Origin of the sequence: Flavobacterium frigoris (genome assembly GCF_900111075.1) — a bacterium.
Classification (GTDB): Bacteria; Bacteroidota; Bacteroidia; order Flavobacteriales; family Flavobacteriaceae; genus Flavobacterium; species Flavobacterium frigoris.
The window spans coordinates 177,145-200,407 of the sequence record NZ_FOFZ01000006.1; the positions used below are offsets into that span (position 1 = coordinate 177,145).

The following is a 23,263-nucleotide window of genomic DNA, read 5'->3' on the forward strand; positions in this document are numbered from 1 at the left end:
AGCGGAAAATAGTTATAAAAAAAATAACCCCAAGAACTAACTTGAGGTTATAATAAAATATAGCAATCAAGTGTATTACATGTTTTTAAATATCGTATGCATCAAGCGCTTCTTATCATTGATGCTTTCTTCCAATGAAATCATAGTTTCTGTTCTATAAACACCGTCAATATCATCAATCATAAAAATAACATCCTTGGCATGCTTTGTATCTTTGGCTCTAATTTTACAGAAAATATTAAATTTTCCAGTAGTTACAGAAGCCACAGTCACAAAAGGAATCTCATTAATACGCTGTAAAACGAATTTAGTTTGAGAAGTATTATTAAGAAATACCCCTACATAAGCAATAAATGAATACCCTAATTTGTCATAATCAAGCACTAATGACGAACCCATAATGATTCCTGCATCTTCCATTTTTTTAACTCTAACATGGACAGTTCCAGCAGAAATTAATAATTTCTTGGCAATATCTGTGAACGGAACTCTTGTGTTATCGATCAACATATCTAATATCTGGTGATCTACTTCATCTAAACGGAACTTACTCATATTTCTATAATTAATATTTATAATTGACTAATACAAAGTTTAAAAATATACATAAAAACAATAAATTGACGCAAAAAATTATTTTTTTATCAATCCATTAACAAATTTAACGTTATTTTCTAAATAAAAATTGGCTTTTTGATTTAATTTCGGAAAACTACCGTCTTTATCTTTATATTCTGCTTCTTTTGCATCATACTCGAAATGACCATAATATCCTTCTAAATCTCCAATCTCTACAAAATAAGCATTAAAAAACAGTTCGTTTTCTATTAACTCCTCTTTGTATTGTGCGGCAAAATTCGTAATTTTTTCAATACCATCATAATTTAATTTGACATTTTTATATAAAAAATCATAAAAAATGACTTTATTTTGAGGAATATTCAAATATTTGTTAATTCCGTTAACAACTATATCGTTTTCGCTAAGTATCGCAAAACTAGAAGTTAATGCCATAAAAATGTACTTTCTTGTTTTTTCTCTTTGATAATCCTCTTGAAAATGTCCTGCCTCAAATAATAAAGTAGGTACTCCAAGTGCCTGAAAAGTGTCTCCAATACAGTTTAGATTAAAAGAATCATCAAATCGACCTATCTGACCCGGTATATACTGCTGTAAGACCTTATTAATACCTGCAATAAGATTTATAGCCTTCAATCGAGATTCGTTTATTTCGCGCTCTTCGTTAAATGAAGGAGCCAAAAAAGAAACTGTAGCAGGCTTACCAGTACTTTCTACTCCAAAAATAGTACGCTGGTCATGCAGATTAAAGCAATAATTAGGTTGAAATGAATCAAAAACATCTCTCAACACCCTGCTTTCCGGCTGTGTTAAGTTTTGGGAATCCCTATTCAAATCAACTTCATTTGCGTTTACACGAGTATACCGCTGCGCACCATCTGGATTCAACATTGGAATACAACAAAAAGTAAACGTATTTAACAATTCCGCAGCAAGCACCGAACCATTATGTAGCACATTTAAAAAGTCAAACAAGGCTTTTGTGGTTGTACTTTCATTTCCGTGCATTTGAGACCAAAGCAATATTTTAGTTTTCCCTTCGCCAATTTGATAGCTATAAATTGGTTTTTTAAGCACCGATTCCCCAGTAACTGATAGTTGATTATTCGTGTTTAATCGGTTTAATAAAGGTTCTATTGATTCTAAAGGAAGATACCTTCCTTCAATAGACTGCTCTTTATTATCATTGAATAATTGTTCTAAATCCATAGTGTATTATTTGATTTACAAAAGTAAACATCTTTATTTTTACAATTGTAAACAGATTGAAATTGGTAGATTTTATAAATGTAAACAGTATTATACCGTTATATAAGCATTCGATGGAGTTGCTAAATGACAAATGTCACTCTGTTTACTATGATGAAACATATATTTAATTATCAGTATGTTAGCGTACCTATATTAATGCTTTAATGATGCTTAAATACTGAGTCGGATACAATTTACACTTGTGATTTTGCTATTCTTATTGGAATGTGTTACATTTGTAAATACATTAATTTGAATAGCTATTTACAATGGTAAACACTGAGGATTTTATTAAACGACTCGAAATTATATTGGATTATTATAGTTTAAATGCTTCGGCATTTGCTGACAAAATTGGCGTACAACGCTCCAGCTTGTCTCACCTTCTATCGGGCAGAAATAAACCCAGCTTGGATTTTATTCTTAAAATTCTTGATGTTTTTCCTGATGTAGATTTGTATTGGATTTTGAATGGGAAAGGCAGTTTTCCAAAAAATGACGAACCAATTCAAAATCAGGAAAAGAAATTAGATGAAATAATCAAACCAAATGCACCTGCTCCAATTCTAGAATCTATTGCTCCTCAAAACTTATTTTCAAATGAGAAAAACGATGGTGATAAAAATAGAGCCGTTGCGAAAAGTGAAAATATTAAAAATGCAGTGAACGAATCCATTTCGGGCGAAGTGGAAAAAATTGTGTTCTTTTATAAAAATGGTACTTTCAAAGTTTTTAAGCCAAACTAAAAAAGCCAACCCTTTTTTTAATAAGAGGATTGGCTTTTTTAAATGCGACTAATTTTAAGTTGGAATTATTCTTTAAATCCTTTTTCGGGAATTTTACCTTCTACTCCTTCAAAATGCTTTTTTAAAATAGTCAGGTCTTCTTCAATATTTCCTGTTGGCATTAGCGGAGCTCCAAGATTAACTTCTTTTTTTCCAAAATTAAATGCAACTGGAACTATGGGCACATTTGCTTTTAAAGCGATATAGTAAAATCCTGTTTTAAGTTGGTCTACTTTATTGCGTGTTCCTTCTGGAGCTACGGCAAGACGAAAAGTTTCTCTTCTGCTAAAAATGGCTGCAATCGAATCTACTTTATTCATTCCGCCAGATCGATCGAGCGGCTCTCCTCCCATGTATTTGAAATACCAACCCAAAGGAAAAGCAAACAATTCCTTTTTTCCCACAAAATTCATTTCTAGTCCTGTTATACCTCTAGTAAAAATACCTAGATAAAAATCATGAGCGCTGGTATGTGGCATAATCATCATCACACATTTTTTTATGACTGGGTCAATCGTACCTACAATTTTCCAACCCATAAGGCGGAAAAAGATCCATTTATAAATTTGTTTCTTCATTACTCTCTAATTTGTTGCAAAATATATAATTTAAAACTTATTTTTGATAAAAACCGTCTTTGATGTTTAAAAAAGTACTTAGTTACCTTATTCCTATTAATATTCACACCGTAAAATCTGCTTTAAGCAAATCCATTGAGATTACTTGGGCAAATGGTGAATTAGTATTGGATTCAGAAAATACTAATTATTCTTATGGCAGTTTACAACGTATTTTAAGATTAGGACTAAAAACCATTGGCTTCGACAAAATAAATAAAATGAATCACATTTTAGTGCTTGGCGTCGCTGGCGGTAGTGTTGTAAAAACGTTAGTTGATGAAATTAATTTTGATGGAAAAATTACTGGAGTCGAAATTGATCCCGAAATTATCAAAGTGGCCAATCACTATTTTAAACTGGATGAAATTCAACAACTAGAAATCGTAATTGATGATGCTTTTGAATTTGTTTTGAAAACCAAAGAGAAATACGATTTGATTATTATTGATGTTTTCCAGGATACTACAATGCCTAATTTTTTATATGAAACTTATTTTATCAATCGCATTTGCTATCTATTAAAAAGCAAAGGATTTGTACTCTTCAATACGATGCTTCTAAATAAGGAACACAACCTTAGAAATAAAAAATACATCTCAGATTTTTGCACCACTAATTACAGTATAAAATCGATACCCAGAATTGAAGTTCATAATGAGTTAATTGTTATCGAAAAAAAAGTCTAAAATAAATTAATGCTCCATTTTTTCCTTTTGATAAATAAAACATATATTTCGTACTTTCGATAGGAATAGCAAAACTAAATTTAATGAAAAAAGTCTTTCGCAAACTACTTTTAGGTAATGTTACCAAAATGGCAAAGCCAGAGTTTAATCCTGTTCAAAAGAGAATTCAGAATATAAAAGCAATTTGGAATAACGACCATCAGGATGATAACGGAATAGAAAAAATTGTTCGTTTATTCCTTTCGACTTCGCAGTTATTTTTTCCAGGAATTTATATTAAATATTTAGTTTCAAAAAAAGGAGCAGAATATGAAGACCTAGCAGTAGATTTCTATGTTTTGCTAAAAGTGAGTTTGCCATTATTGATTCTCATGAATCATTGGCAAAACCATCCTTTCATTCTTGGTATAATGGTTTATGTTATGCTAGAAACGATATTATACATTCCCACATTAATTTTTGCCTCTGATCTATTTTCAAAACCGCGTTCTTATAAAAGATCGATGCTATTGCTTTTCTTTAATTATATAGAAATGGTATTCGGTTTTGCAGCTTTGTATTCCTTCACTAATAATTTCAACAAACCCTTTACGCATTGGTTTGATGCTGTTTATTTTAGTACGGTAACTTCATCCACAATTGGGTATGGTGATTTTTATCCCATAGACCCTTTGGGGAAATTTTTAGTAAGTGTACAATCTACGATTGTGCTGATGTTTGTGGTTTTATTCTTGAATTTTTTCTCTACCAAAATAAAATCAAAAGGCTATTTTGACCAAGACAGTAACTAACAGTTTACAGCATCAGTCTTGCTTTTTCTAAATCTTCGGGAGTATCGATTCCAATCCCTACATGTGTAGTTTCAACCATTTTGATGCGTTTTCCAAATTCTAAGTAACGTAGTTGCTCTAGTTTTTCGGATGCTTCCAATGATTTCATAGGCAAACTATAAAAATCCAACAAGGCTTGCTTCCTGAAGGCATAAATCCCGATGTGCTGCATGTAACGAACCCCTACGTTCTTTTCTCTAGGATAAGGAATTACCGAACGCGAAAAATACAATGCAAAACCGTTTTGATCTGTTACTACTTTCACGTTATTGGGATTATTGATGACTTCCTCATCCTTAATTTCGCGCATTAGCGAAGCCAAATCGACCTGGCCGGCAGCATCTTTTCTGAAGATTTCAATCAATTTCATTAAAGGTTCCGTATCAATAAAAGGTTCGTCCCCTTGTACATTAACCACAATTTCCACATCTAGATTCGCAACTGCTTCTGCAATTCGATCACTCCCCGATTCATGCTCTTTGATGCTCATAATGGCTTTTCCTCCGTTAGAAACAATTTCTAAAAAAATTAAATCAGAATCCGTCACTACAAAAACATCATCAAACAATTGTGTGCTTACTGCTGCTTCATAGGTTCTTAAAATCACAGTTTTTCCTCCAAGGTCTTGCATCAATTTAGCAGGAAATCGTGTAGAGGCGTAACGGGCGGGAATGACGGCTATTATTTTCATAGTTATGTGTTTTTGCCACAAGGGCACAACTTTTGATTTTGTTTTTTAAATCAGGGATTGCTTTTAGTTCTCAAATATATTATTTTTTTTACATAATCGTCACCGAAGTCATACTCAATGAACCACCTAATAATTTATCATTGAATAAACTCAAGTCATCGTTTTTTACTTTTAATCCTAAAGTATAAATCAAAGGTAAATAATGTTCAGGTGTAGGAATTGCTAATTGTATAGCTTTACCTTGTTTTTCAAAATCAATCAAGGCTTGGAAGTTGCCATCTAATAAATAATGGTTTGTTTTTTCTCTGGCTTCTATCGCCCAGTCGAAACCGTAATTGTCTTTGTCCATTTTATGGAAATCGACTAATCGTAAATTATGGACAATATTTCCACTACCTATTATAAGAATCCCTTTTTGGCGCAGGCCACTTAGTTTCTGTGCTAACTCAAAATGGTATTGTGCTGGCTTACTATAATCAATACTCAACTGAATTACGGGAACATTAGCTTCCGGGTACAAATGTTTAATAACACTCCAAGCTCCATGATCGAGTCCCCATTCTTGGTCAAGCTCTACTTCCGTATGCAATAATAATTCTTTAGTTTCAAGAGCTAAATCAGGACTACCTTGGGCGGGGTATTGCACGTCAAACAAGGCTTGTGGAAAACCTCCAAAATCATGAATCGTTCGAGGCATCTCCATGGCAGTGACTTTGGTGCCTTTGGTAAACCAATGTGCCGAAATACACAAAACAGCATTGGGTTGCGGTAAGGTTTTGGCCAAGTTCCGAAAACCGGCCACAAACTGATTCTCCTCAATAGCATTCATAGGACTACCATGTCCTAAGAACAACACAGGCATTTTTTTGGTATTGGAAAAAGAACCAGAAATTTTATGTAAGTCGTTTAATGTATTCATAAATCTAAATTTTTAACGAGCATTTTTTATACCCAATAAATTTTAATCCTTTAAAGAGTATAAAGGCAGGAATACTCAATCTTAATGGAATCCAATTTTAATCCTCAAAATAATTCAGCTAAATATCTAATTCTTGGGTTTTGGAATCAAAATTCTTTTTAAATATCTATTTACTGGATTTTCAAACCAGATTAAACTAATATAACTTATTATGAGCGAAACGATTAAAATGATGGAAATAATTAAATATTCATTTGTAATATGAAGGAGCGATTTATTTAACATTAAGAAATATTTCAAAACTAGTTGATGAAACATATAAAAACCAAAACTTATTTCGCCTAGTAAAATCAAAGTGTTAGTAGATAATAATCTTGATACTACGCCTTTTTGGAATGCAAAAACCAGTATTAAAAAACTCATCGGTAACCAATAGTAAATGGAATATCGAACCACTAATGGAAGCTGGCTATGAAAAATAAAAAAAACAACTAATAATAGTATGGAACTAAATTCCAAGACATTATAATTAATGACCTTCTCTGTATTTTTTATTTTTAAATATAATTCGAAAAGAAGTATTCCAACGACAAAATCAAAAATCCTAAAAAATGGATTAACATAGAATAGATTTTTATAATAGATTGGAGGGATTACTAACATCAATATTGGCAGTAAAAGTAAAAATGGAATTAATAAGCCTTTACTGTATTTAAGAATTTTGAGTTTCGAAATTAAAAGGATTAAAAAGGGGAAAAGTAAATAGAAAAAAAGCTCATTAGATATACTCCATGACGGAGAGTTAAAAGAAAAGTATATTTTCTTTATTGGAACAAAACTTTGGGTCAATGTAGAATTAAAAAACAACTGTTTGAACCAAAGTGAAAGTTCAAAATTTACATTTTGAATCGTTATGGGTACAGCAATTAGTAAGGTTAATAGATGAAGCGGGTAGATTCGGGCAATTCTGGCGATATAAAAATTAGATTTTGATATTTTTTGATTTAACATCGAATCGCGGTAATTATAAGCAAGAATAAAACCACTTAAAATAAAAAAGAAACTAACTCCTATGTATCCTTCTTTCAAAATAGATTCATGAATCCACCGCAAAGTCGATGATTTACTTTTTGCCAAAAAAGTCATATGATGTACAAATATCATAAAAGCAAAAAGGAAGCGTAACGAAGTAAGCGGTTTAATCATTTATTTTTAAAAATTAGATTCGGTTATAACGGCGAAAAGAACGAAATTATTCCACAAAACTCTCGTCTTTAAAACCGATCAAATATAATTTATTTTTTGCTCTTGTCATAGCTGTATACAACCATCGGATGTAATCTCTATCAATTCCGTTTGGCAAATAAGGTTGTTCAATAAAAACAGTATTCCACTGCCCTCCTTGCGATTTATGACAGGTAATCGCATAAGAGAATTTTACTTGCAAGCCATTAAAATATTCGTTGGCTTTTACTTTTTGAAATTGCTTGTACTTGGTCTCCCCTTCATAGTCTTTCAAAACTTCCTGATATAATCTGTTTGATTCTTCGTAAGTCAAGGACGGTGATTCACTTTTTATAGTGTCTAATAATAGAACCGTTTCAAAAGGCTTTTGATCTGGATAATCGACCATTCTAATTTTTACATTGGCAAACTTAAAACCGTACAGTTCCTTAATATTGAAAATCTCTAATACTTCAATAATATCCCCATTGGCAATAAAACCAGCTTCATCTGAATCTTTCAACCAAAAATAATTGTTCTTAACTACCATCAGGAAATCGCCTGAGGACAATTCGCTTTCTTTATCGAGAATTTTGGTTCTAATTTGCTCATTATATTGATTGGCTCTTTTATTCGAACGAACAATAAAAGCGGTGTCTTCAATACTATAATTACTGTAGGCTGAGTTGATCGCATCCTGAATATCATAGCCATCAGTCAGGCGAACAATGTCTTTAAATTTTCGAACATTAAATTGGAATTCAGTGATGAAGGAATCTTTCAATAATTCCCGAAGTTCCGTTGCATTATACAATATTCCAGAATCTTCTTCTTGACGCATCACTTCGTCAAGTTCGATATATTCGACTTCCTTATTATAATTCAAACTCAATGTATGGGTATCCAATGCTGGACTAATATCTAAATTCACCGGAGGCAATTGAGCTGTATCTCCCAATAAAATCATCTTGCAATTTGTTCCTGAATACACATATGAAATCAAATCATCGAGCAAAGAACCGTTTTCGTACAATTTAGAATCCGAGTTGGTGTCCGAAATCATCGAGGCTTCATCAACGATAAATATGGTGTTTTTATGTTTGTTTTGTTGCAAGGTGAAAGAAACTCCCCCACCAGAAGACTTTTTTGGAAAATAGATTTTTTTATGAATCGTAAAAGCTGGTTTGTTCGAATAACTGGCGATTACTTTTGCGGCACGACCTGTTGGCGCAAGCAAAACATATTTTTTATTTATGTCCAAAAGGTTATTTACAATCGTCGAAATTACCGTCGTTTTACCCGTTCCTGCATAACCTTTAAGGACAAAAATCGTGTCGTTATCCGTTTCAGTTAAAAAAATAGCAATCTTTTGAAAAAAAATATCCTGTTTGTACGTGGGAGCAAAAGGGAATTTATTTCGTAAAAGACTATAAAACAAGGAGGAGTTCATCTGACATATTTTAACTGCAAAGTAAGGGTTTCAATATCAAAAACCAATGAAAATTTCAATTTCAATTTAGATATTAGTTTCATTTATCTCTTTTTTTAATTTCTATGGGATTTTGATATTCTCATTACTTTTTGTCACTGCCATTGGCATTGCTATTGTTATTTTAATTTGTAAGTTTGTCATCGCATTTAACTCGTTCCGTTTTCTACAAACAGAATGGATTATAAATCAGATTATGTCTACACAAAACACAAATATTACCGAAAAGAAATATAAAAAACTCTCCATCCAAGTTTCCTTGGCGGGATTGTCTTTTTGCTGTTTTGACACACTCAATAATACAATTACTTCCTTTAACGAAGTCCATTTTGATTCTTTTCACAAAGGAATTAAAATTGAAGATTTATTTTCGAATGCCTTTAGGGATCATCCTGAATTGAGCGAAACCTATGATGATGTCTTGATTATACACAATAACAATCTGTCTACATTTGTTCCCGCTCCACTTTTTGACGAAAATTTCCTGGGGAGTTATTTGCAATACAATACCAAGGTTTTTGATACTGATTTTTTTGCATACGACGAAATCAGTAATTACCAAATCAATTCTGTTTACATTCCTTATGTAAATATGAACAACTTTTTCATAGATCAATTTGGCACTTTCGATTATAAGCATGCAAATAGTATTTTAGTGACGAAGCTTTTGGATGCATCCAAAAATATTGATGACAAGAAAATGACGGCGCATTTCAGTCAAGGACACTTTGAGATTATTGTGATCCAAAATCAGAAGCTGTTATTATTCAATTCTTTTGATTATCAAACTCCCGAAGATTTCATTTACTATGTTTTGTTTACCGCAGAGCAATTGAGTTTAAATCCCGAAAATTTTCCGTTAGAATTGATAGGAAATATAGACACCGAAAGTGATTTTTTTAAAATAGCTTATAAATACATTCGTAACGTTTCACTTATTGACGTCGACGATTTACGATGGAACAATTATTTTTCTGAGGCCGAAAACAGAAATCATTTTATACTTTTCAACTCATGAGAATCATTTCAGGAAAATACAAGGGAAGACGCATTTCTCCCCCAAAAGGCTTGCCTGTTCGCCCCACTACCGATATGTCTAAAGAAGCATTATTCAATGTAATCAATAACCATTTTAATTTTGATGGTTTAAAAATATTGGACTTGTTCGCAGGAACCGGAAATATAAGTTATGAATTTGCCTCCAGAGGTAGCGCGCCAATTACATCAGTAGATGGCGATTTTGGTTGTGTAAAATTCATTAAACAAGTGGCTGCCGAATATGATTTTAATATCGCGGCAACTAAAAGTGATGTTTTTAAATTTTTAGAAAGAAACAATGCTAGTTTCGACATTATTTTTGCTGATCCACCTTACGCATTAGATCAAAAGATTTTTGAAAAAATTGTCTTATTGATTTTCGAAAAAAATACGCTTAATGATGACGGAATGATGATAATCGAGCATTCTAAATACACGAAGTTAGACCATATGGATAATTTTTCTTTCAAGAAAAGTTACGGTGGTTCTATTTTTAGTTTTTTCGAATTGAGTTCTGGTGACGAAGAATCAGATGCTGATCTGTTTGAAGGCAGCGAAGAAGAATAATCTATGTGTACTTATATAATACAAAAGCCTTCGCTTCGCGAAGGCTTTTATAATTTGGATTAAATTCTTAATACTTCAGTATGATAAATAAGAGAATAAATAGCATTAATTAGTTATTGGAAACCTCTGCTAATTTATCCAAAACCATTTTATAAGTTGGTAAATCCATTTCATATTTCAGTCCTTCATTAACAACAAATTCAGTCAAAGAAGCCAATTCAAATTTTCTACCGGCCAATACGTCGCGATGCATCGAAGAAGTTGCGTCTTTTGGTGTTTTCTCTAATTTATGAATCGTTTGCATAACAATATCATTAGGTAAATTCAATCCTTTTACCGCGGCTAGCATCGTAATCTCATTGAGGAGTTCAACATATACTGCTCTGCTAGAATCACTATTTATGATTTCGCCTATATTTTGATTTAAGTAGGAAGTAGCTGAAGCCAAAGCAGAAATGAAAATAAATTTCTCCCAAACCGTTTCCTCTATGTTATCAACGAGGTAGCTTTCTACTGACGCATTCTTAAAAATAGTTTGTAGTGCTTTTAACCTTCCTATTGGTGCGGTATCAGATCCAAAATACAATTTTTCATAAGGTCCCATTTTTTTAATGACTCCTGGGGATTCAATCATCGAAACGATATATACGCAGCCCTGTAAAACTTCATTATCAGGATAAAGGGTGCTTATTCTTTCTGTGGCGTCAACACCATTATATAAAGGTAAAAAAATTGTATTTTTAGTGATGCATTTTTCTAACGAAAGAAGACTTTCTTCTATATCATACGTTTTTGTCGCACAAATTAGATAATCGAGTTTTCCTATTGTTAGCGGATCATTAGAAACAATACTTGGAAAGGCAATAATTTCCTGATCATCAGTGATGATCTTTAATCCTGAAGCTGCAATTGCTTTTTGGGTTTCACCGCGAGCGATAAATACAATTTCGAATTGATCTGATTCGGCATAGGCTTTCGCCAAAAGTCCGCCAAAATAACCACCTACTCCACCCATTCCTAAAATTCCAATTCTTGTTAGCATATCTACAGTTTACAATAAAAATGAAACCATTAAGAAATTTAGAAAATTAAGCCTATTGACTTAATGAGACTTAATTTCTTAATGGTTCCCTTTTAGATTTCACAATCCCTTTTTATTAATTGTTGAATAAAAAAAACAGACCTATAAGCCGGATTCTGTATCCCGATAAATCGAGACCCTTATCATTTATCTAGATCATACATTACTGTATGACTCAAGCTATCTACCCTTCAACAACGGACGAGAAGCCCTTAAATGCTGATATACTTGATATTTCACCGCATAGAGTTTACCTGGTTTCACTACAGCATTACCTGTACATACTTTCTGTTGCACTTGTCCTAATCTCGCCTTTTCAGACAAAACCGACGGGGGTTACCCGCTATGCTTCTCTAAGGTGTCCGGACTTTCCTCCCTCTCGTCCCAAAAGACGAGACGACGATAAGGCGGTCTGTGGGGCGAAATTACAACAATTTTAACTCGAAGTCAAACATTAAATTTTACTTTAACAGCTATTTTACAAAGTCTTAATTTTAAATTACTTATCTTTAAATGTAATTTAAAACACTATCTATGAAACCTATATATCACTATTCAACCGTCTCTGAAGCCCTTGATGAATTATATGAACTAGGATTTACTTACGATTATAACATCAATCAGGAAGACATTATTGAGAAACCTGCTGAACATCAAGTAAAACATGTTTACAGATATGAAGGAGATTCTGATCCAGGCGATTCAGCTATAGTATATGGCATTACCTCTTCTGCTGGCAAAAAAGGGGTTTTTGTCGCTGGCTTTTCGGCCAAAACAAACAATGAAGCTGTAATTGTATTAGCTAAGTTATGTATTGAAAATAGTGACAATCAATGTAGAACATAGTCTAATTTCTTTAATTTAGTAAAAATTGGTTCGAAATAAAATCTCCTAGTACTATATAAAAATAAAAATTATGACTCAAATGTATCATTATGCCACTGTTTCGAAAGCCTTAGATGAGTTAAATGAAAATGGGTTTACCTATGACTTTAACCTTCACGAAGAAGATATTGTAAAAAACCCACAGAAATATGAGATTAAACATGTCTACCGATATGAAGGAAATACAGATCCTGGGGATGAAGCTGTAGTTTATGGCATACAATCAACCTCTGGAAAAAAAGGAGTCTTTGTTGCGGGATTTGCTGCAAATTCAATTAGTGATGCGGCTCAAGCACTGATAAATATTAGTATAAAAAACAGGATAAAATAAAAATTAGACTCTCTAATTTGACAATAAAGTTATTTTATATTTTTTGCAATTATAAATTTAAAAATGAATTAAAAAATACCATGGAAAATATTTATCATTATGCCACTGTTTCAAAAGCCTTAGAAGAATTAAAGGAAAAAGGATTTACATATGATTTTAATCTTCATGAAGACGATATTGTAAAAAATCCCAACAATTATCAAATTGTGCACATCTACCGCTACGAAGGAAATACAAACCCAGATGACGAAGCGATAGTTTACGGCATAACTACAAAATCTGGTGAAAACGGTGTTTTTGTCACTGGTTTTGCCGCAAATTCAGTTAGTGATGCGGCACAAGTACTAATTAAACTTACTATTGAAGGAAGAAAATAATAGTCTTCTTGATTTTGGCCTATAAAATTTTTAAAACAAAGCTCCAGTAAATTTTTGACTTGTGAGATAAAATCATCTGAAATTAGAAGTTATGAATTTAAAATTCAAGCTTTTAAATTGACAAAAGAGAACCGTAAAAAAACTGCTAAAAGACTTAAATCTATACTTTTTTTTAAGTCTTTTTGTATTGTAAAAACAGGAGTTCAATTTTCTAATTCCAATAATTTTAGAATTAAACAAATTATCATTTTCATAATATAATGGCAATGACTATATTTGCTTTCGAATAAAAATTCTATGGAACAATTTATTGTATCGGCTCGTAAGTATCGTCCTCAAACATTTAATGATGTAGTAGGACAAAAAGCCATTACTAATACTTTGCTGAATGCCATAGAAAGCAATCATCTAGCCTCTGCCCTATTATTTACGGGACCTAGAGGAGTTGGAAAAACGACCTGTGCTCGCATTTTAGCTAGAAAAATTAATCAACCGGGCTACGATGACCCTACTGAAGATTTTGCTTTTAATGTATTCGAATTAGATGCTGCGTCTAACAATTCAGTTGATGATATAAGGAACTTGATTGATCAGGTTCGCATTCCGCCACAAACTGGAAAATATAAAGTTTATATTATTGATGAGGTGCACATGTTATCTTCAGCGGCTTTTAATGCTTTTCTGAAAACACTGGAAGAACCGCCAAAGCACGCCATTTTCATATTGGCAACGACCGAAAAACATAAGATTATTCCAACCATATTATCGCGTTGTCAAATCTTTGACTTCAAAAGAATCACGGTAAAAGACGCTAAAGAACATCTTGCGGAAGTGGCAACTAGTCAAGGAATCATTTTTGAAGATGATGCCTTACACATTATTGCACAAAAAGCAGATGGTGCCATGCGTGATGCTTTGTCGATATTTGACCGAGTTGTTTCTTATTGCGGAACTAACTTGACACGTCAGGCCGTTACCGAGAACTTGAATGTACTCGATTATGAGACCTATATCACGGTTACAGATTTAATTCTTGAAAATAAAATTCCTGAGTTACTGATGGCTTTTAACGACATTCTTTCTAAGGGATTTGATGCGCATCATTTTGTATCTGGATTAGCCTCTCATTTTAGAGATTTACTAGTAAGCAAAACGCCTTCTACTTTATCTTTATTAGAAGTTGGTGAACAAGCTCAAAAAATGTACGGGTTACAAGCTCAGAAATGTAGCCAAGATTTTTTGTTGAAAGGAATCGCTATTGCAAATGATTGTGATTTAAAATACAAACTGAGTCAAAACCAGCGATTACTGGTTGAACTTTGCCTGATGCAACTCGCCTCTATCACTTATGATGGAGAAAAAAAAAAGTTGAGTCCTTTATAATTCCGCCTACTTATTTTAGAAAAAGAGATTACTCTATAGCAGATCAAACAAAAGCTACAGAGAATGCGCTTGCTCCATTGCAAGCAGTCTCAGAACCAAAAGAAATTGTAGTAGAAAAAAAACCTGAAATTAGCATTTCTGTTCCTTCCGTTAAAACGGATACCACATCAAATGAACCTAAGGTTTCAGCTTTTTCATTATCCAGTATTCGTGCTAAAAGAGCGTTGGAAGAAAGCAATAAAGCGTATGTAAAAGAAGTGGTTGATTTGCCTACTGAAGCTTTTTCAGAAACGGAGATGTTAGTACAATGGACTAAATATGCCAAGCGATTAGGTGATAAAGGATTTAAGATTATGGAATCCTTGTTACTCATCAATGATCCCGTTTTGAATGGATCTGACATTACGCTTGAACTGCCTAATGAAGGTTCGAAATTAGATTTTGAAAAAGAGTTAAATGGACTTTTGGGACATTTAAAAGGACATTTATACAATCATGATATTACAATCGAAGTTATTGTAAATGAAAGTTTTGAAAACAAAAAGAATTTCAATGATCAAGACCGCTACAATAGATTACATGAAATAAACCCTAGTATTGAACTGTTAAGAATCACATTTGGATTGGACTTAAACGGATAAAATCAAAATCAATTTTTAACACTTGTCCGAATTTATTTTTTTTCTATTTTTTTATCCCCTACTAACCAAATCATTAGTACCGAAACATAATAACTACGGAAATCAATTCGCTATAAAAAGAACAGAAAATTGCGACAAAATATAATATAAAGCTAAGCTTGCCTTTAGTGTCTTTCGCTACCGCTATTGCAATCCGTGATTCTTTGCCCTCATTTGCTATAATAGCATTCTGCAGCAGCCAAAAAGATATTGAACATAAAAATAATATTATTCCATAAAAAGTAAGTGTTTCTTTGGCAAAATAATGGACTCCCATCCACTTTGTAGAAATGGGAATTAACGACAGCCAAAATAAGAAATGTAAATTAGCCCAAAGTATTTGCTCATTAATTTTAGAAATACTTTGCATTAAATAGTAATGGTTTTTTCAATAAATTCCCACATAGGTAAAGCTCAATACGTAACTAAAAAAAGCTGGAAAAAGAGATGTCAAATCATTAAACGCATTTCCAACTTGACCATCAATTTCCAATACCATAATGGTAATTATGATTGCGAGCACTCCGTCGCTAAACATCTCCAATCGATATTTTTCTATTGGGTATTTTTAGGCAAAGACAATCTCAATAAAAAAGCAAATATTTAAAAATCAGTTATTTAACTTAAAATTTGAACCGCCCAATTTCTTTTATATTTTACCAAAATACATGGCCTTTACAATTCCATCCGATAATCCAATTTTAGGAACATAAATTTGTCTTGCTCCACTCCATTTCATTGCATTGAGATAGATTCTAGTAGCGGGAATAATAACATCGGCACGGTCTGGGTTTAACCCTAATTCGGAAATTCTTTGTTCATAAGTCAATGAATTCAAGAAAGAATATTGTGAAGTCATGTAAATATATGACAAAGGTTTTTCTTGCATTTTACCCGACATTTTAAATAATTTATTAATATTACCTCCAGAACCTATAAGGGTTACTTCTTCATAATCGACAGTTATTGTTTTAATCCATTTTTCAATTTCGTCCCATACTACATCACAAACCATATCATTTAACAATCGAACGGTTCCAGCTTTAAACGACCTAGAAGTTACGATTTTGCTATTCGAAAAAAGTGTAAATTCAGTACTACCACCACCAACATCCACAAAAAGATACGTTTGATCTGTTTTTAACAAGTGGTGCAAGTCTGTTGAAGCAATAATTGCTGCTTCTTTTTTTCCATCAATGATTTCTATATTAATAGTTGCTTTTTCCCTGATAAGATCTGCAACTTCCTTACCATTGTATGCTTCCCTCATTGCTGATGTTGCAAATGCCTTATACGACTGCACTTTATGTACTTTCATCAAGAGATTGAATGCTGTCATGGCGTCGCACATTCTATCAATATTTTCTTCGGATATTTCGCCTACAGTAAAAGCATCCTGTCCTAAACGAATAGGCACACGAACCAAAGAACTCTTATTAAACTGAGGTTCTTTACCCTCTTGCTCCACAATATTCACAATCAATAAGCGCATGGCATTAGATCCAATATCGATTGCTGCGTATTTTTTTATAGTAATCATTCTTGATTATGATTTTTAATTTACTTCTTTGTCGAAAAACGCAAAAAAATAAAATTGATGTTTTTAAAAAGTTTCAGCCAATAATTCGACTTTCTTTTGATAGTATTCATAGGTTTCTATTTGAGCTCTAAATACAGGGTCACTATTTCTTTCACGATACTTATTATCCAATAAAGCAGAATGAACACGTGCTTTTACATTTCCTTTCCAACCTAAATCAAAATTGTCAATCAATTCTTTTTTAATTCCCTGATCATATATTGGGCATGTTACTTCTACCCGTCCATCAAGATTGCGAGTCATAAAATCTGCCGAAGAAATAAAAACCTCTGTTTGTCCGGCATTTCCAAAGATATATATTCTGGAATGTTCCAGGTAATTATCAACAATGCTAATCGCTTCTATATTGGCACTCATTCCTTTAACACCAGGAATCAATGAACAAATGCCTCTTACTTCAAGCTGTATTTTTACCCCTGCATTACTGGCTTCATACAATTTATCAATCATCCCAAAGTCAGACAAACTATTCATTTTAAGTTTTATGTATGTTTTTCGTCCCGCTAATGCATGCAGAATCTCTCGATCAATTAATTTATAGAATCGAATACGAGTGTAATGTGGCGAAACAATTAGATGTTTATAGCGGTACAACCTATAATTAATATTAAAGAAATCAAATATTTTATTAATGTCTTTCAGAATCTGTTGATGGCTCGTAAACAGCGTGACATCCGTATATACCTTTGCCGTAGCTTCATTAAAATTTCCTGTTGATATAAAGCCGTATCTTTTTACTTTACCACTTTCAATTCTTTCAATAACACATATTTTACTGTGCACCTTTAGTCCTTTTACGCCAAAAATAAGTTCAATTCCCTCCGTTTGCATTTGTTCTGCATACGATATATTTGATGCTTCATCAAATCGAGCTTGCAATTCAATCTGAACTGTTACTTTTTTACCATTCTTAGCCGCATTGATTAGGGAACTTATAATTTGCGAATTCTTAGCTAATCGGTACAAAGTTATTTTAATTGTCGTGACCTTAGGGTCCAAAGCTGCTTCACGAAGAAATTTAGTGAGATAAGAAAAAGACTGATACGGCGCATTCAATAAATAATCTTTTTCACTAATTTTTTGCAATATACTTCCTTCCAGACTTAATCCAGGAATGGGTAAAGGATCATTTTTTGCATATAATAAATCGAATCTACCTAAACTTGGAAAATCCATATAATCTCTTCTATTATGATATCTACCACCTGGTATTATACTGTCTGTAGAATCAATGTTCATCTTATCCAAGAAGAAATTCAATGTGTCTTTTTCAATTAATTGATCGTATATAAAACGAACAGGCTCGCCTATTCTTCTGTCTTTTACACTTGTCGAAATTTTCTCCAGCATGCTCTTGCTCAAATCACTGTCAATGTCTAATTGAGCATCGCGGCTGATTTTTATCATATGTGCAGAAACACTTTCATAATCAAAAATATTAAAAATACTTTTTAAATTATGTCTGATTACATCATCAATAAGGATTATATATTGTTTTTCATCGGCTGAAGGTAAAACAACAAATCGATTCATTGTCTTCGGAATTTCGATAATGGCGTATCGAACTTCTGAGTTTTTTTTCATTACTAATTTGATTGCTAAATACCCCATATTATCTCTCAATAATGGAAATTCAGACAAATCATTTAATATAATAGTGACTAATTCAGGGCTCAATTTTTGTATGAAAAAATCTTTCAAATATATTTCTTGCTCTACTGAAATTTCATTCTCATTAATAATAAAAATATTTTCGCTTTCAAGTTCTGCTTCAATTTTTTTTAGAATTATAAGGCTTTCTGTTTGATCTTCTATTACAATCTCTGTAATATCTTTTACTAGCTTTTGCGCCGAAATACCTCCCAGAATTTTCTCTCCGGACTTACCAGAAAGACTTAATCTTCGTATTGCTGCAAAACGAACTCTAAAAAACTCATCTAAATTATTTGAAAAAATTCCTAAAAAACGTAATCTATCTAAAAGTGGTACTGATTCATCTGCTGCTTCTTGAAGTACTCTGGCATTAAAAGCTAACCAACTTTTCTCTCTATCTATATATCTTTGTTTTAACACTATTTCTATTTTAAATCTTTTGGAACAATTATTTTTTGGGTTATCCCTTTTTCAATTTCCGCCCAGTAATCGGTATCGAATTGTAAAGATATAAATCCAGCTGTAGGTACGTTACTAATAAAAGTATTTCCAAATTTATTAACAAAATTTGTAATGGCAGCATTATGTCCAAAAAGAATGATACTTTCTAAACTATTATCACTTGTTTTTATAATTTCTTCTAATTGTTTTTCATCAAATGTATAAAGCTCTTCTTTATATATAATACACTCTAACGGATATAAAATGTTTTGTGCAAAAATTGTAGCCGTATCTATTGCTCTTTTTGCAATACTACTCCATATCACATAAGTCTTAGGTAAATAATCGAAGAGATTTAATGACACTAAATGCGCATCTTTCACCCCTCGTTGATCTAATGGTCTATCACTATCTCGTAGAGGAGCATCCCAATTGGATTTAGCATGTCGTATTAATATCAAATTTTTCATATTTTAGAATTTTATTATAATCTTCAAATAAGATTTAAATCAAACAGAAAGATACGATTAATATTAGTTAAACATCTTTTTATCTGAAATAAAAATTACAATCATCTTTATTTTTTAACTTGCTAAACAATAGCTATTTACATTTAAATAATGTTTTTTTTATTAGCATTTTGCTTACTAAATATTTATCTTATAGATGTATTTATATTTAGCAAGAATTAACTTCAAAAATTATTATTAAATTTTACCCATTAATTTTTTTACAATTCTAGATCTAAATTTATTGATTGACAAATATCGAAATAACAAGCGTTAACGAATATTATTTATTATTTCAAGTACTAAAATGACTACTGATAGTTTATATATTTAAAAAATTAAAATTTATAAAGTACTATTGAAACAGTAAACAAACGAGTACCAATACCTTTTATATTGTTAAAATTTTAACATATAAACGATCTGTTTTTAGTAATTTTTAAAAAAGCAATACCTTAGTTTACATGAAATCTTATCAAAAAATGTGATTTAACGAGTATTTAGGCTATTCAAAGATAAATAAATTGGAAACTATTAATTATTCTTAATTTTGGATATAAGTAATTAGAAAATAGTTCTTACAATTATTAAAAACAGGAAAAAATCGCCTACGATGAAATAATCTTTTAACCCAAAAAGAGTGAGTTTCATTCCTGAAAATTATCAAAAAAAAATAAATTTAGTATCGTAACAAGGTAATTTATTTATCAACATATTGACACTATTTAAAAATTTATTGGAATAAATATAATGTTAATTGGAAAGTTTACCTACAACTGAAAATTTCTTTAACCCAAAAAAAGAATTTTTTCTTCCATTAAAATATTGAATAAAGGCTGATTTCGATATCGGAATCAATAAATTAGGAATTATTTTAAACGATTTAAAAGAAGATTTGCTACTAGCTTTTTAATTTTTCATACCCAATATGAAAAACATGATTTTTTAGATTTAGAATACCAATATTTTTTATTACATATTTATAGCTCATCAAGCAAAAGGTTACCTACTAACCAATACTTTCTTCCCAAAAAAAGAAAGAATATCCTTAAAATAGTTTCAATATTTCGCTTAGAATAATTTTCAATAATACGGAAAAAAATAATATTCAATTAATATATAATCAGTCCAGAATAATAACCCTAAATCATAATGTATGGAAACTAATTCTACTCAAACAACGAATAAAACTACAAAAATTTCAATTATTAAAATAGCGCTATTGAGCCTTTTTTTACTAGGGTTTACTTATTCTTATAGTCAAAGTAATTCCTGTAACGCTACTTTAAAAGTTGAAAAGGATAGAAATATTCAAAGCTCATCTTCTACAGCTGGATCTTATTACGTGATGATTCTCACAAATAATTCCTCATTTTCGGAAAACTTTTCTCTAAACACTTTTAATGTCAATAGCACTTGTTCTAATAATGATGGAACAAATACTTCAAGTAATGTAAACCTTGAAACATCTTTTTTTGATATTAATCAACAACCCATTTCTCAAATAATAATAAGTTCGGGTCAATCAGTTAATTTTTTAGTAAAAGTGAGTGTTCCTATTGGTACCGATTTTGACAAGTGGTGTTGTACACAAATAATTGCAGAATCATCCAATTGTCCTAACTACAAAGTAACTACCGTAGTTCATACACAAGTAATTAATCCAAATGAAGGATAACTAAAATAGAATGGAATTAGGCAGTTCACCCAAAAACTATTTAAAATGGAAAAAATTTTACACTTAATCACGAATCAGATATCAGGAATAAAAAAGATACATTTTGTATTAGCGTTCCTTATTGTATCTTCATATATGGTAGGTCAATCTATAGCTACAACAAAAAGCGTCACAAGCTCATCTTGCGGTGTCATTGATGTTGAGGTAGATTTCACAGGTGTTAATCCTATAAAGGGGCCTGTTGAAGTAATGTTAGTCATCGATGTGTCTGGCAGTATGGGATCTAATTCAGGTTATCCCACTTCTTTAAGCCGTGCTCAGGATGCTGCCATAGCTTTCGTTGATAAAATTTTAGCTGATCCTATCTCTGTAAATGGACTCAATCCAACTGGAAAAAACAGAGTTGGTTTGGTCTCATTCAGTGATAAAGCGTCGCTAAAGAAAACATTAACCAATTATAGTGATAAAGCCGCTTTGAAAACCGCAATAACTAATTTAAATGCTGGTGGATGGACAAATAATCAAGATGGCATTGTACTAGCTGATAAAGAGCTTACAGACTATGGAGTATTTGATTGCAGCACTTCTAGAAGTATCGTTTTATTATCTGATGGTGTTACTAATAGAACTGGCCCAACAGGTTCTGCTGGTACCCAATCTTGTAATACCCCAACTTTTCCAGCTACAACAACCTGCATAACAGCAGCTATTCAAGCTGCAACGGATGCGAAGACTACACCAAAAGGAAGCCCTTCCGTAACTTATAATAATCAAATATTCTCAATCGGTCTTTTTGGAGGAATATCCGGAAATGATGAAAATGTGGCTCGATTTACACTACAAAAAATTAGTACTACGACTGGTACCCCCTATTATTTTGAAACTCAATCTTCCGCTGACTTATCAGGTATTTATATTCAAATTGCCAATCAATTGAACTGGGTAGCAAAAGACCTTATAGTTACAGAAACCATACCTAGTGGTTACTCAATTAGCAACGTGATTTCTTCCAGCGGATACGTTTCTCCTTCCATACCTCCTACTATTGGGCCCGGAGCTATCACTTGGAAAACTGATTTACTAACTGTTACTCCAATTACTTTAACTTATAAACTAACACCCGATGGAACTGTTTGTGGTCCTCAAACAGTTAGTGCAACAGCATTTAAATATATTAACTCTAATTGTAGCACTGTTACTGGGCAGTCCGTTATTACTCCAGAATATTTCATAACTTGTAAACCTATTATAACTGGCACTTTAACCGCATGTGAGACAACCACATTAACTGCAATTACTAATACTATTTCTCCTATTTATTCTTGGTACAAAAATGGTACTATAATATCGCCGGCACAAAATAGTCCAACTCTTATTGCTACTTCTAGTGGTAATTACACAGTAAAAATTAAGAATAGTGCTGGTAGCCCTAAATGTGAGTTAAGCTCAGAACCGGTAACAGTAACCGTAAATGCTTTACCTATCTTAACAGTGGTAAACCCCGCTGCAGTATGTTCTCCTTCAACAGTAGATATTACCAGCAATACTGTTCAAACTACAAATACTGGAACAACAACTAAATATTATACTACTTTGGCTTTAGCCAATGCAGGTGGAGCATCAGATCTAACAACACCAGCGGCTGTTGCAACAACTGGAACCTATTATATCCGAAGTGAAGTGACTACTGGATGTTTTATCGTAAAATCAGTAGAAGTGACGGTAAACCCATTGCCAACATTAACAGTGGTAAACCCAGCTGCAGTATGTTCTCCTTCAACAGTAGATATTACCACCAATACCGTTCAAACTACAAATACTGGAACAACAACTAAATATTATACTACTTTGGCTTTAGCCAATGCAGGTGGAGCATCAGATCTAACAACACCAGCGGCTGTTGCAACAACTGGAACCTATTATATCCGAAGTGAAGTGGCTACTGGATGTTTTATCGTAAAATCAG

23 protein-coding genes, 1 other RNA gene and 1 pseudogene are annotated in these 23,263 nt (G+C 32.2%); 12 read left to right on the top strand and 13 right to left on the bottom strand.

Features of this window, described 5'->3' with window-relative positions; genetic code table 11:
• Positions 1-75 precede the first annotated feature (75 nt).
• Together BMW63_RS10220 and BMW63_RS10225 are read right to left on the bottom strand one after the other, a co-directional pair.
• On the bottom strand, positions 76-555 hold the full coding sequence (locus tag BMW63_RS10220; protein WP_007139244.1) for an Lrp/AsnC family transcriptional regulator: 480 nt from the start codon (positions 553-555) through the stop codon (positions 76-78).
• Between the two features lie 78 nt (positions 556-633).
• Positions 634-1,788 carry a M14 family metallopeptidase gene (locus tag BMW63_RS10225; protein WP_074723367.1) on the bottom strand — a complete coding sequence of 385 codons (1,155 nt, stop codon included), beginning with the start codon at positions 1,786-1,788 and terminating at the stop codon, positions 634-636.
• Positions 1,789-2,099: 311 nt separating this feature from the next.
• On the opposite strand from BMW63_RS10225, the gene BMW63_RS10230 reads away from it, so the two are divergent.
• On the top strand, positions 2,100-2,576 hold the full coding sequence (locus BMW63_RS10230) for a helix-turn-helix transcriptional regulator (RefSeq protein ID WP_074723368.1): 477 nt from the start codon (positions 2,100-2,102) through the stop codon (positions 2,574-2,576).
• A 65-nt stretch (positions 2,577-2,641) separates the two neighbouring features.
• Here BMW63_RS10230 and BMW63_RS10235 read toward each other — a convergent pair whose 3' ends face one another.
• Positions 2,642-3,193: a 1-acyl-sn-glycerol-3-phosphate acyltransferase gene (locus BMW63_RS10235; RefSeq protein ID WP_074723369.1), complete on the bottom strand. Its 552-nt coding sequence runs from the start codon at positions 3,191-3,193 to the stop codon at positions 2,642-2,644.
• 62 nt (positions 3,194-3,255) lie between these two features.
• Between BMW63_RS10235 and BMW63_RS10240 the strand changes: the two genes are divergently transcribed.
• Together BMW63_RS10240 and BMW63_RS17905 are read left to right on the top strand one after the other, a co-directional pair.
• Complete coding sequence (locus tag BMW63_RS10240) at positions 3,256-3,921, top strand: spermidine synthase (protein WP_074723370.1); 666 nt, start codon at positions 3,256-3,258, stop codon at positions 3,919-3,921.
• Between the two features lie 83 nt (positions 3,922-4,004).
• A complete protein-coding gene (locus tag BMW63_RS17905) occupies positions 4,005-4,712 on the top strand; it encodes a potassium channel family protein (protein WP_083380431.1) in 708 nt (235 codons plus the stop codon).
• A gap of 4 nt (positions 4,713-4,716) precedes the next feature.
• Here BMW63_RS17905 and kdsB read toward each other — a convergent pair whose 3' ends face one another.
• From kdsB to BMW63_RS10265, 4 genes are all read right to left on the bottom strand, one after another.
• The gene (gene kdsB / locus BMW63_RS10250; RefSeq protein WP_074723371.1) at positions 4,717-5,442 is read right to left on the bottom strand and encodes a 3-deoxy-manno-octulosonate cytidylyltransferase; all 726 of its coding nucleotides are present in this window, start codon (positions 5,440-5,442) and stop codon (positions 4,717-4,719) included.
• Between the two features lie 88 nt (positions 5,443-5,530).
• Entirely contained in the window at positions 5,531-6,361 is an 831-nt protein-coding gene (gene ygiD, locus BMW63_RS10255; RefSeq protein ID WP_074723372.1) for a 4,5-DOPA-extradiol-dioxygenase, read from the bottom strand.
• Between the two features lie 126 nt (positions 6,362-6,487).
• Positions 6,488-7,567, bottom strand: a complete 1,080-nt coding sequence (locus BMW63_RS10260; protein ID WP_074723373.1) for an acyltransferase family protein — start codon at positions 7,565-7,567, stop codon at positions 6,488-6,490.
• A 46-nt stretch (positions 7,568-7,613) separates the two neighbouring features.
• Positions 7,614-9,035, bottom strand: coding sequence for an ATP-dependent DNA helicase (locus BMW63_RS10265; RefSeq protein WP_074723374.1), 1,422 nt, complete (start codon positions 9,033-9,035; stop codon positions 7,614-7,616).
• Between the two features lie 235 nt (positions 9,036-9,270).
• On the opposite strand from BMW63_RS10265, the gene BMW63_RS10270 reads away from it, so the two are divergent.
• On the top strand, positions 9,271-10,092 hold the full coding sequence (locus BMW63_RS10270) for a DUF3822 family protein (RefSeq protein ID WP_074723375.1): 822 nt from the start codon (positions 9,271-9,273) through the stop codon (positions 10,090-10,092).
• The gene (locus BMW63_RS10275) at positions 10,089-10,679 is read left to right on the top strand and encodes an RsmD family RNA methyltransferase (RefSeq protein WP_074723376.1); all 591 of its coding nucleotides are present in this window, start codon (positions 10,089-10,091) and stop codon (positions 10,677-10,679) included. Before BMW63_RS10270 ends, BMW63_RS10275 begins: the two co-directional genes overlap by 4 nt.
• 109 nt (positions 10,680-10,788) lie before the next feature.
• Here the strand turns inward: BMW63_RS10275 and BMW63_RS10280 are convergent, their stop codons facing one another.
• Together BMW63_RS10280 and rnpB are read right to left on the bottom strand one after the other, a co-directional pair.
• Entirely contained in the window at positions 10,789-11,721 is a 933-nt protein-coding gene (locus BMW63_RS10280) for a ketopantoate reductase family protein (RefSeq protein ID WP_074723377.1), read from the bottom strand.
• Between the two features lie 131 nt (positions 11,722-11,852).
• An RNA gene (rnpB, locus tag BMW63_RS10285) (RNase P RNA component class A) lies at positions 11,853-12,176 on the bottom strand.
• A 118-nt stretch (positions 12,177-12,294) separates the two neighbouring features.
• Between rnpB and BMW63_RS10290 the strand changes: the two genes are divergently transcribed.
• From BMW63_RS10290 to BMW63_RS18435, 5 genes are all read left to right on the top strand, one after another.
• Positions 12,295-12,606, top strand: coding sequence for a hypothetical protein (locus BMW63_RS10290; RefSeq protein WP_074723378.1), 312 nt, complete (start codon positions 12,295-12,297; stop codon positions 12,604-12,606).
• Between the two features lie 70 nt (positions 12,607-12,676).
• On the top strand, positions 12,677-12,976 hold the full coding sequence (locus BMW63_RS10295; protein ID WP_074723379.1) for an SH3 domain-containing protein: 300 nt from the start codon (positions 12,677-12,679) through the stop codon (positions 12,974-12,976).
• 80 nt (positions 12,977-13,056) lie between these two features.
• Complete coding sequence (locus BMW63_RS10300) at positions 13,057-13,353, top strand: hypothetical protein (RefSeq protein ID WP_074723380.1); 297 nt, start codon at positions 13,057-13,059, stop codon at positions 13,351-13,353.
• Between the two features lie 297 nt (positions 13,354-13,650).
• Positions 13,651-14,736 (top strand): DNA polymerase III subunit gamma/tau, encoded by a 1,086-nt coding sequence (gene dnaX / locus BMW63_RS10310; protein ID WP_074723382.1) that lies wholly within the window; start codon positions 13,651-13,653, stop codon positions 14,734-14,736.
• A 77-nt stretch (positions 14,737-14,813) separates the two neighbouring features.
• Complete coding sequence (locus BMW63_RS18435) at positions 14,814-15,377, top strand: DNA polymerase III subunit gamma/tau (RefSeq protein WP_245744931.1); 564 nt, start codon at positions 14,814-14,816, stop codon at positions 15,375-15,377.
• A 73-nt stretch (positions 15,378-15,450) separates the two neighbouring features.
• Here the strand turns inward: BMW63_RS18435 and BMW63_RS18670 are convergent.
• The 4 genes and pseudogenes from BMW63_RS18670 to BMW63_RS10335 form a co-directional block, all read right to left on the bottom strand.
• A pseudogene (locus BMW63_RS18670) lies at positions 15,451-15,954 on the bottom strand (TMEM175 family protein).
• A gap of 111 nt (positions 15,955-16,065) precedes the next feature.
• Positions 16,066-16,956: a Ppx/GppA phosphatase family protein gene (locus tag BMW63_RS10325; protein ID WP_074723383.1), complete on the bottom strand. Its 891-nt coding sequence runs from the start codon at positions 16,954-16,956 to the stop codon at positions 16,066-16,068.
• A gap of 63 nt (positions 16,957-17,019) precedes the next feature.
• Positions 17,020-19,089 (bottom strand): polyphosphate kinase 1, encoded by a 2,070-nt coding sequence (ppk1, locus tag BMW63_RS10330; RefSeq protein ID WP_074723384.1) that lies wholly within the window; start codon positions 19,087-19,089, stop codon positions 17,020-17,022.
• 5 nt (positions 19,090-19,094) lie between these two features.
• Positions 19,095-19,580, bottom strand: coding sequence for a SixA phosphatase family protein (locus tag BMW63_RS10335; protein WP_074723385.1), 486 nt, complete (start codon positions 19,578-19,580; stop codon positions 19,095-19,097).
• Positions 19,581-20,775: 1,195 nt separating this feature from the next.
• On the opposite strand from BMW63_RS10335, the gene BMW63_RS10340 reads away from it, so the two are divergent.
• Both BMW63_RS10340 and BMW63_RS10345 read left to right on the top strand, forming a co-directional pair.
• Positions 20,776-21,297 carry a hypothetical protein gene (locus BMW63_RS10340; RefSeq protein ID WP_074723386.1) on the top strand — a complete coding sequence of 174 codons (522 nt, stop codon included), beginning with the start codon at positions 20,776-20,778 and terminating at the stop codon, positions 21,295-21,297.
• A gap of 45 nt (positions 21,298-21,342) precedes the next feature.
• The coding region (locus BMW63_RS10345; RefSeq protein ID WP_139174227.1) for a vWA domain-containing protein at positions 21,343-23,263 on the top strand (1,921 nt) is incomplete at its 3' end.

Coding starts and splice junctions, on each gene's coding strand:
- BMW63_RS10300 (WP_074723380.1), top strand. CDS start 13,057: ATGGAAAATATTTATCATTATGCCACTGTTTCAAAAGCCTTAGAAGAA.
- BMW63_RS10220 (WP_007139244.1), bottom strand. CDS start 555: ATGAGTAAGTTCCGTTTAGATGAAGTAGATCACCAGATATTAGATATG.
- ygiD (WP_074723372.1), bottom strand. CDS start 6,361: ATGAATACATTAAACGACTTACATAAAATTTCTGGTTCTTTTTCCAAT.
- dnaX (WP_074723382.1), top strand. CDS start 13,651: ATGGAACAATTTATTGTATCGGCTCGTAAGTATCGTCCTCAAACATTT.
- BMW63_RS10290 (WP_074723378.1), top strand. CDS start 12,295: ATGAAACCTATATATCACTATTCAACCGTCTCTGAAGCCCTTGATGAA.
- BMW63_RS10280 (WP_074723377.1), bottom strand. CDS start 11,721: ATGCTAACAAGAATTGGAATTTTAGGAATGGGTGGAGTAGGTGGTTAT.
- BMW63_RS10260 (WP_074723373.1), bottom strand. CDS start 7,567: ATGATTAAACCGCTTACTTCGTTACGCTTCCTTTTTGCTTTTATGATA.
- BMW63_RS10275 (WP_074723376.1), top strand. CDS start 10,089: ATGAGAATCATTTCAGGAAAATACAAGGGAAGACGCATTTCTCCCCCA.
- BMW63_RS10335 (WP_074723385.1), bottom strand. CDS start 19,580: ATGAAAAATTTGATATTAATACGACATGCTAAATCCAATTGGGATGCT.
- BMW63_RS10225 (WP_074723367.1), bottom strand. CDS start 1,788: ATGGATTTAGAACAATTATTCAATGATAATAAAGAGCAGTCTATTGAA.
- BMW63_RS17905 (WP_083380431.1), top strand. CDS start 4,005: ATGAAAAAAGTCTTTCGCAAACTACTTTTAGGTAATGTTACCAAAATG.
- BMW63_RS10270 (WP_074723375.1), top strand. CDS start 9,271: ATGTCTACACAAAACACAAATATTACCGAAAAGAAATATAAAAAACTC.
- kdsB (WP_074723371.1), bottom strand. CDS start 5,442: ATGAAAATAATAGCCGTCATTCCCGCCCGTTACGCCTCTACACGATTT.
- BMW63_RS10235 (WP_074723369.1), bottom strand. CDS start 3,193: ATGAAGAAACAAATTTATAAATGGATCTTTTTCCGCCTTATGGGTTGG.
- BMW63_RS10240 (WP_074723370.1), top strand. CDS start 3,256: ATGTTTAAAAAAGTACTTAGTTACCTTATTCCTATTAATATTCACACC.
- BMW63_RS10295 (WP_074723379.1), top strand. CDS start 12,677: ATGACTCAAATGTATCATTATGCCACTGTTTCGAAAGCCTTAGATGAG.
- BMW63_RS10265 (WP_074723374.1), bottom strand. CDS start 9,035: ATGAACTCCTCCTTGTTTTATAGTCTTTTACGAAATAAATTCCCTTTT.
- BMW63_RS10325 (WP_074723383.1), bottom strand. CDS start 16,956: ATGATTACTATAAAAAAATACGCAGCAATCGATATTGGATCTAATGCC.
- BMW63_RS10340 (WP_074723386.1), top strand. CDS start 20,776: ATGGAAACTAATTCTACTCAAACAACGAATAAAACTACAAAAATTTCA.
- BMW63_RS10230 (WP_074723368.1), top strand. CDS start 2,100: ATGGTAAACACTGAGGATTTTATTAAACGACTCGAAATTATATTGGAT.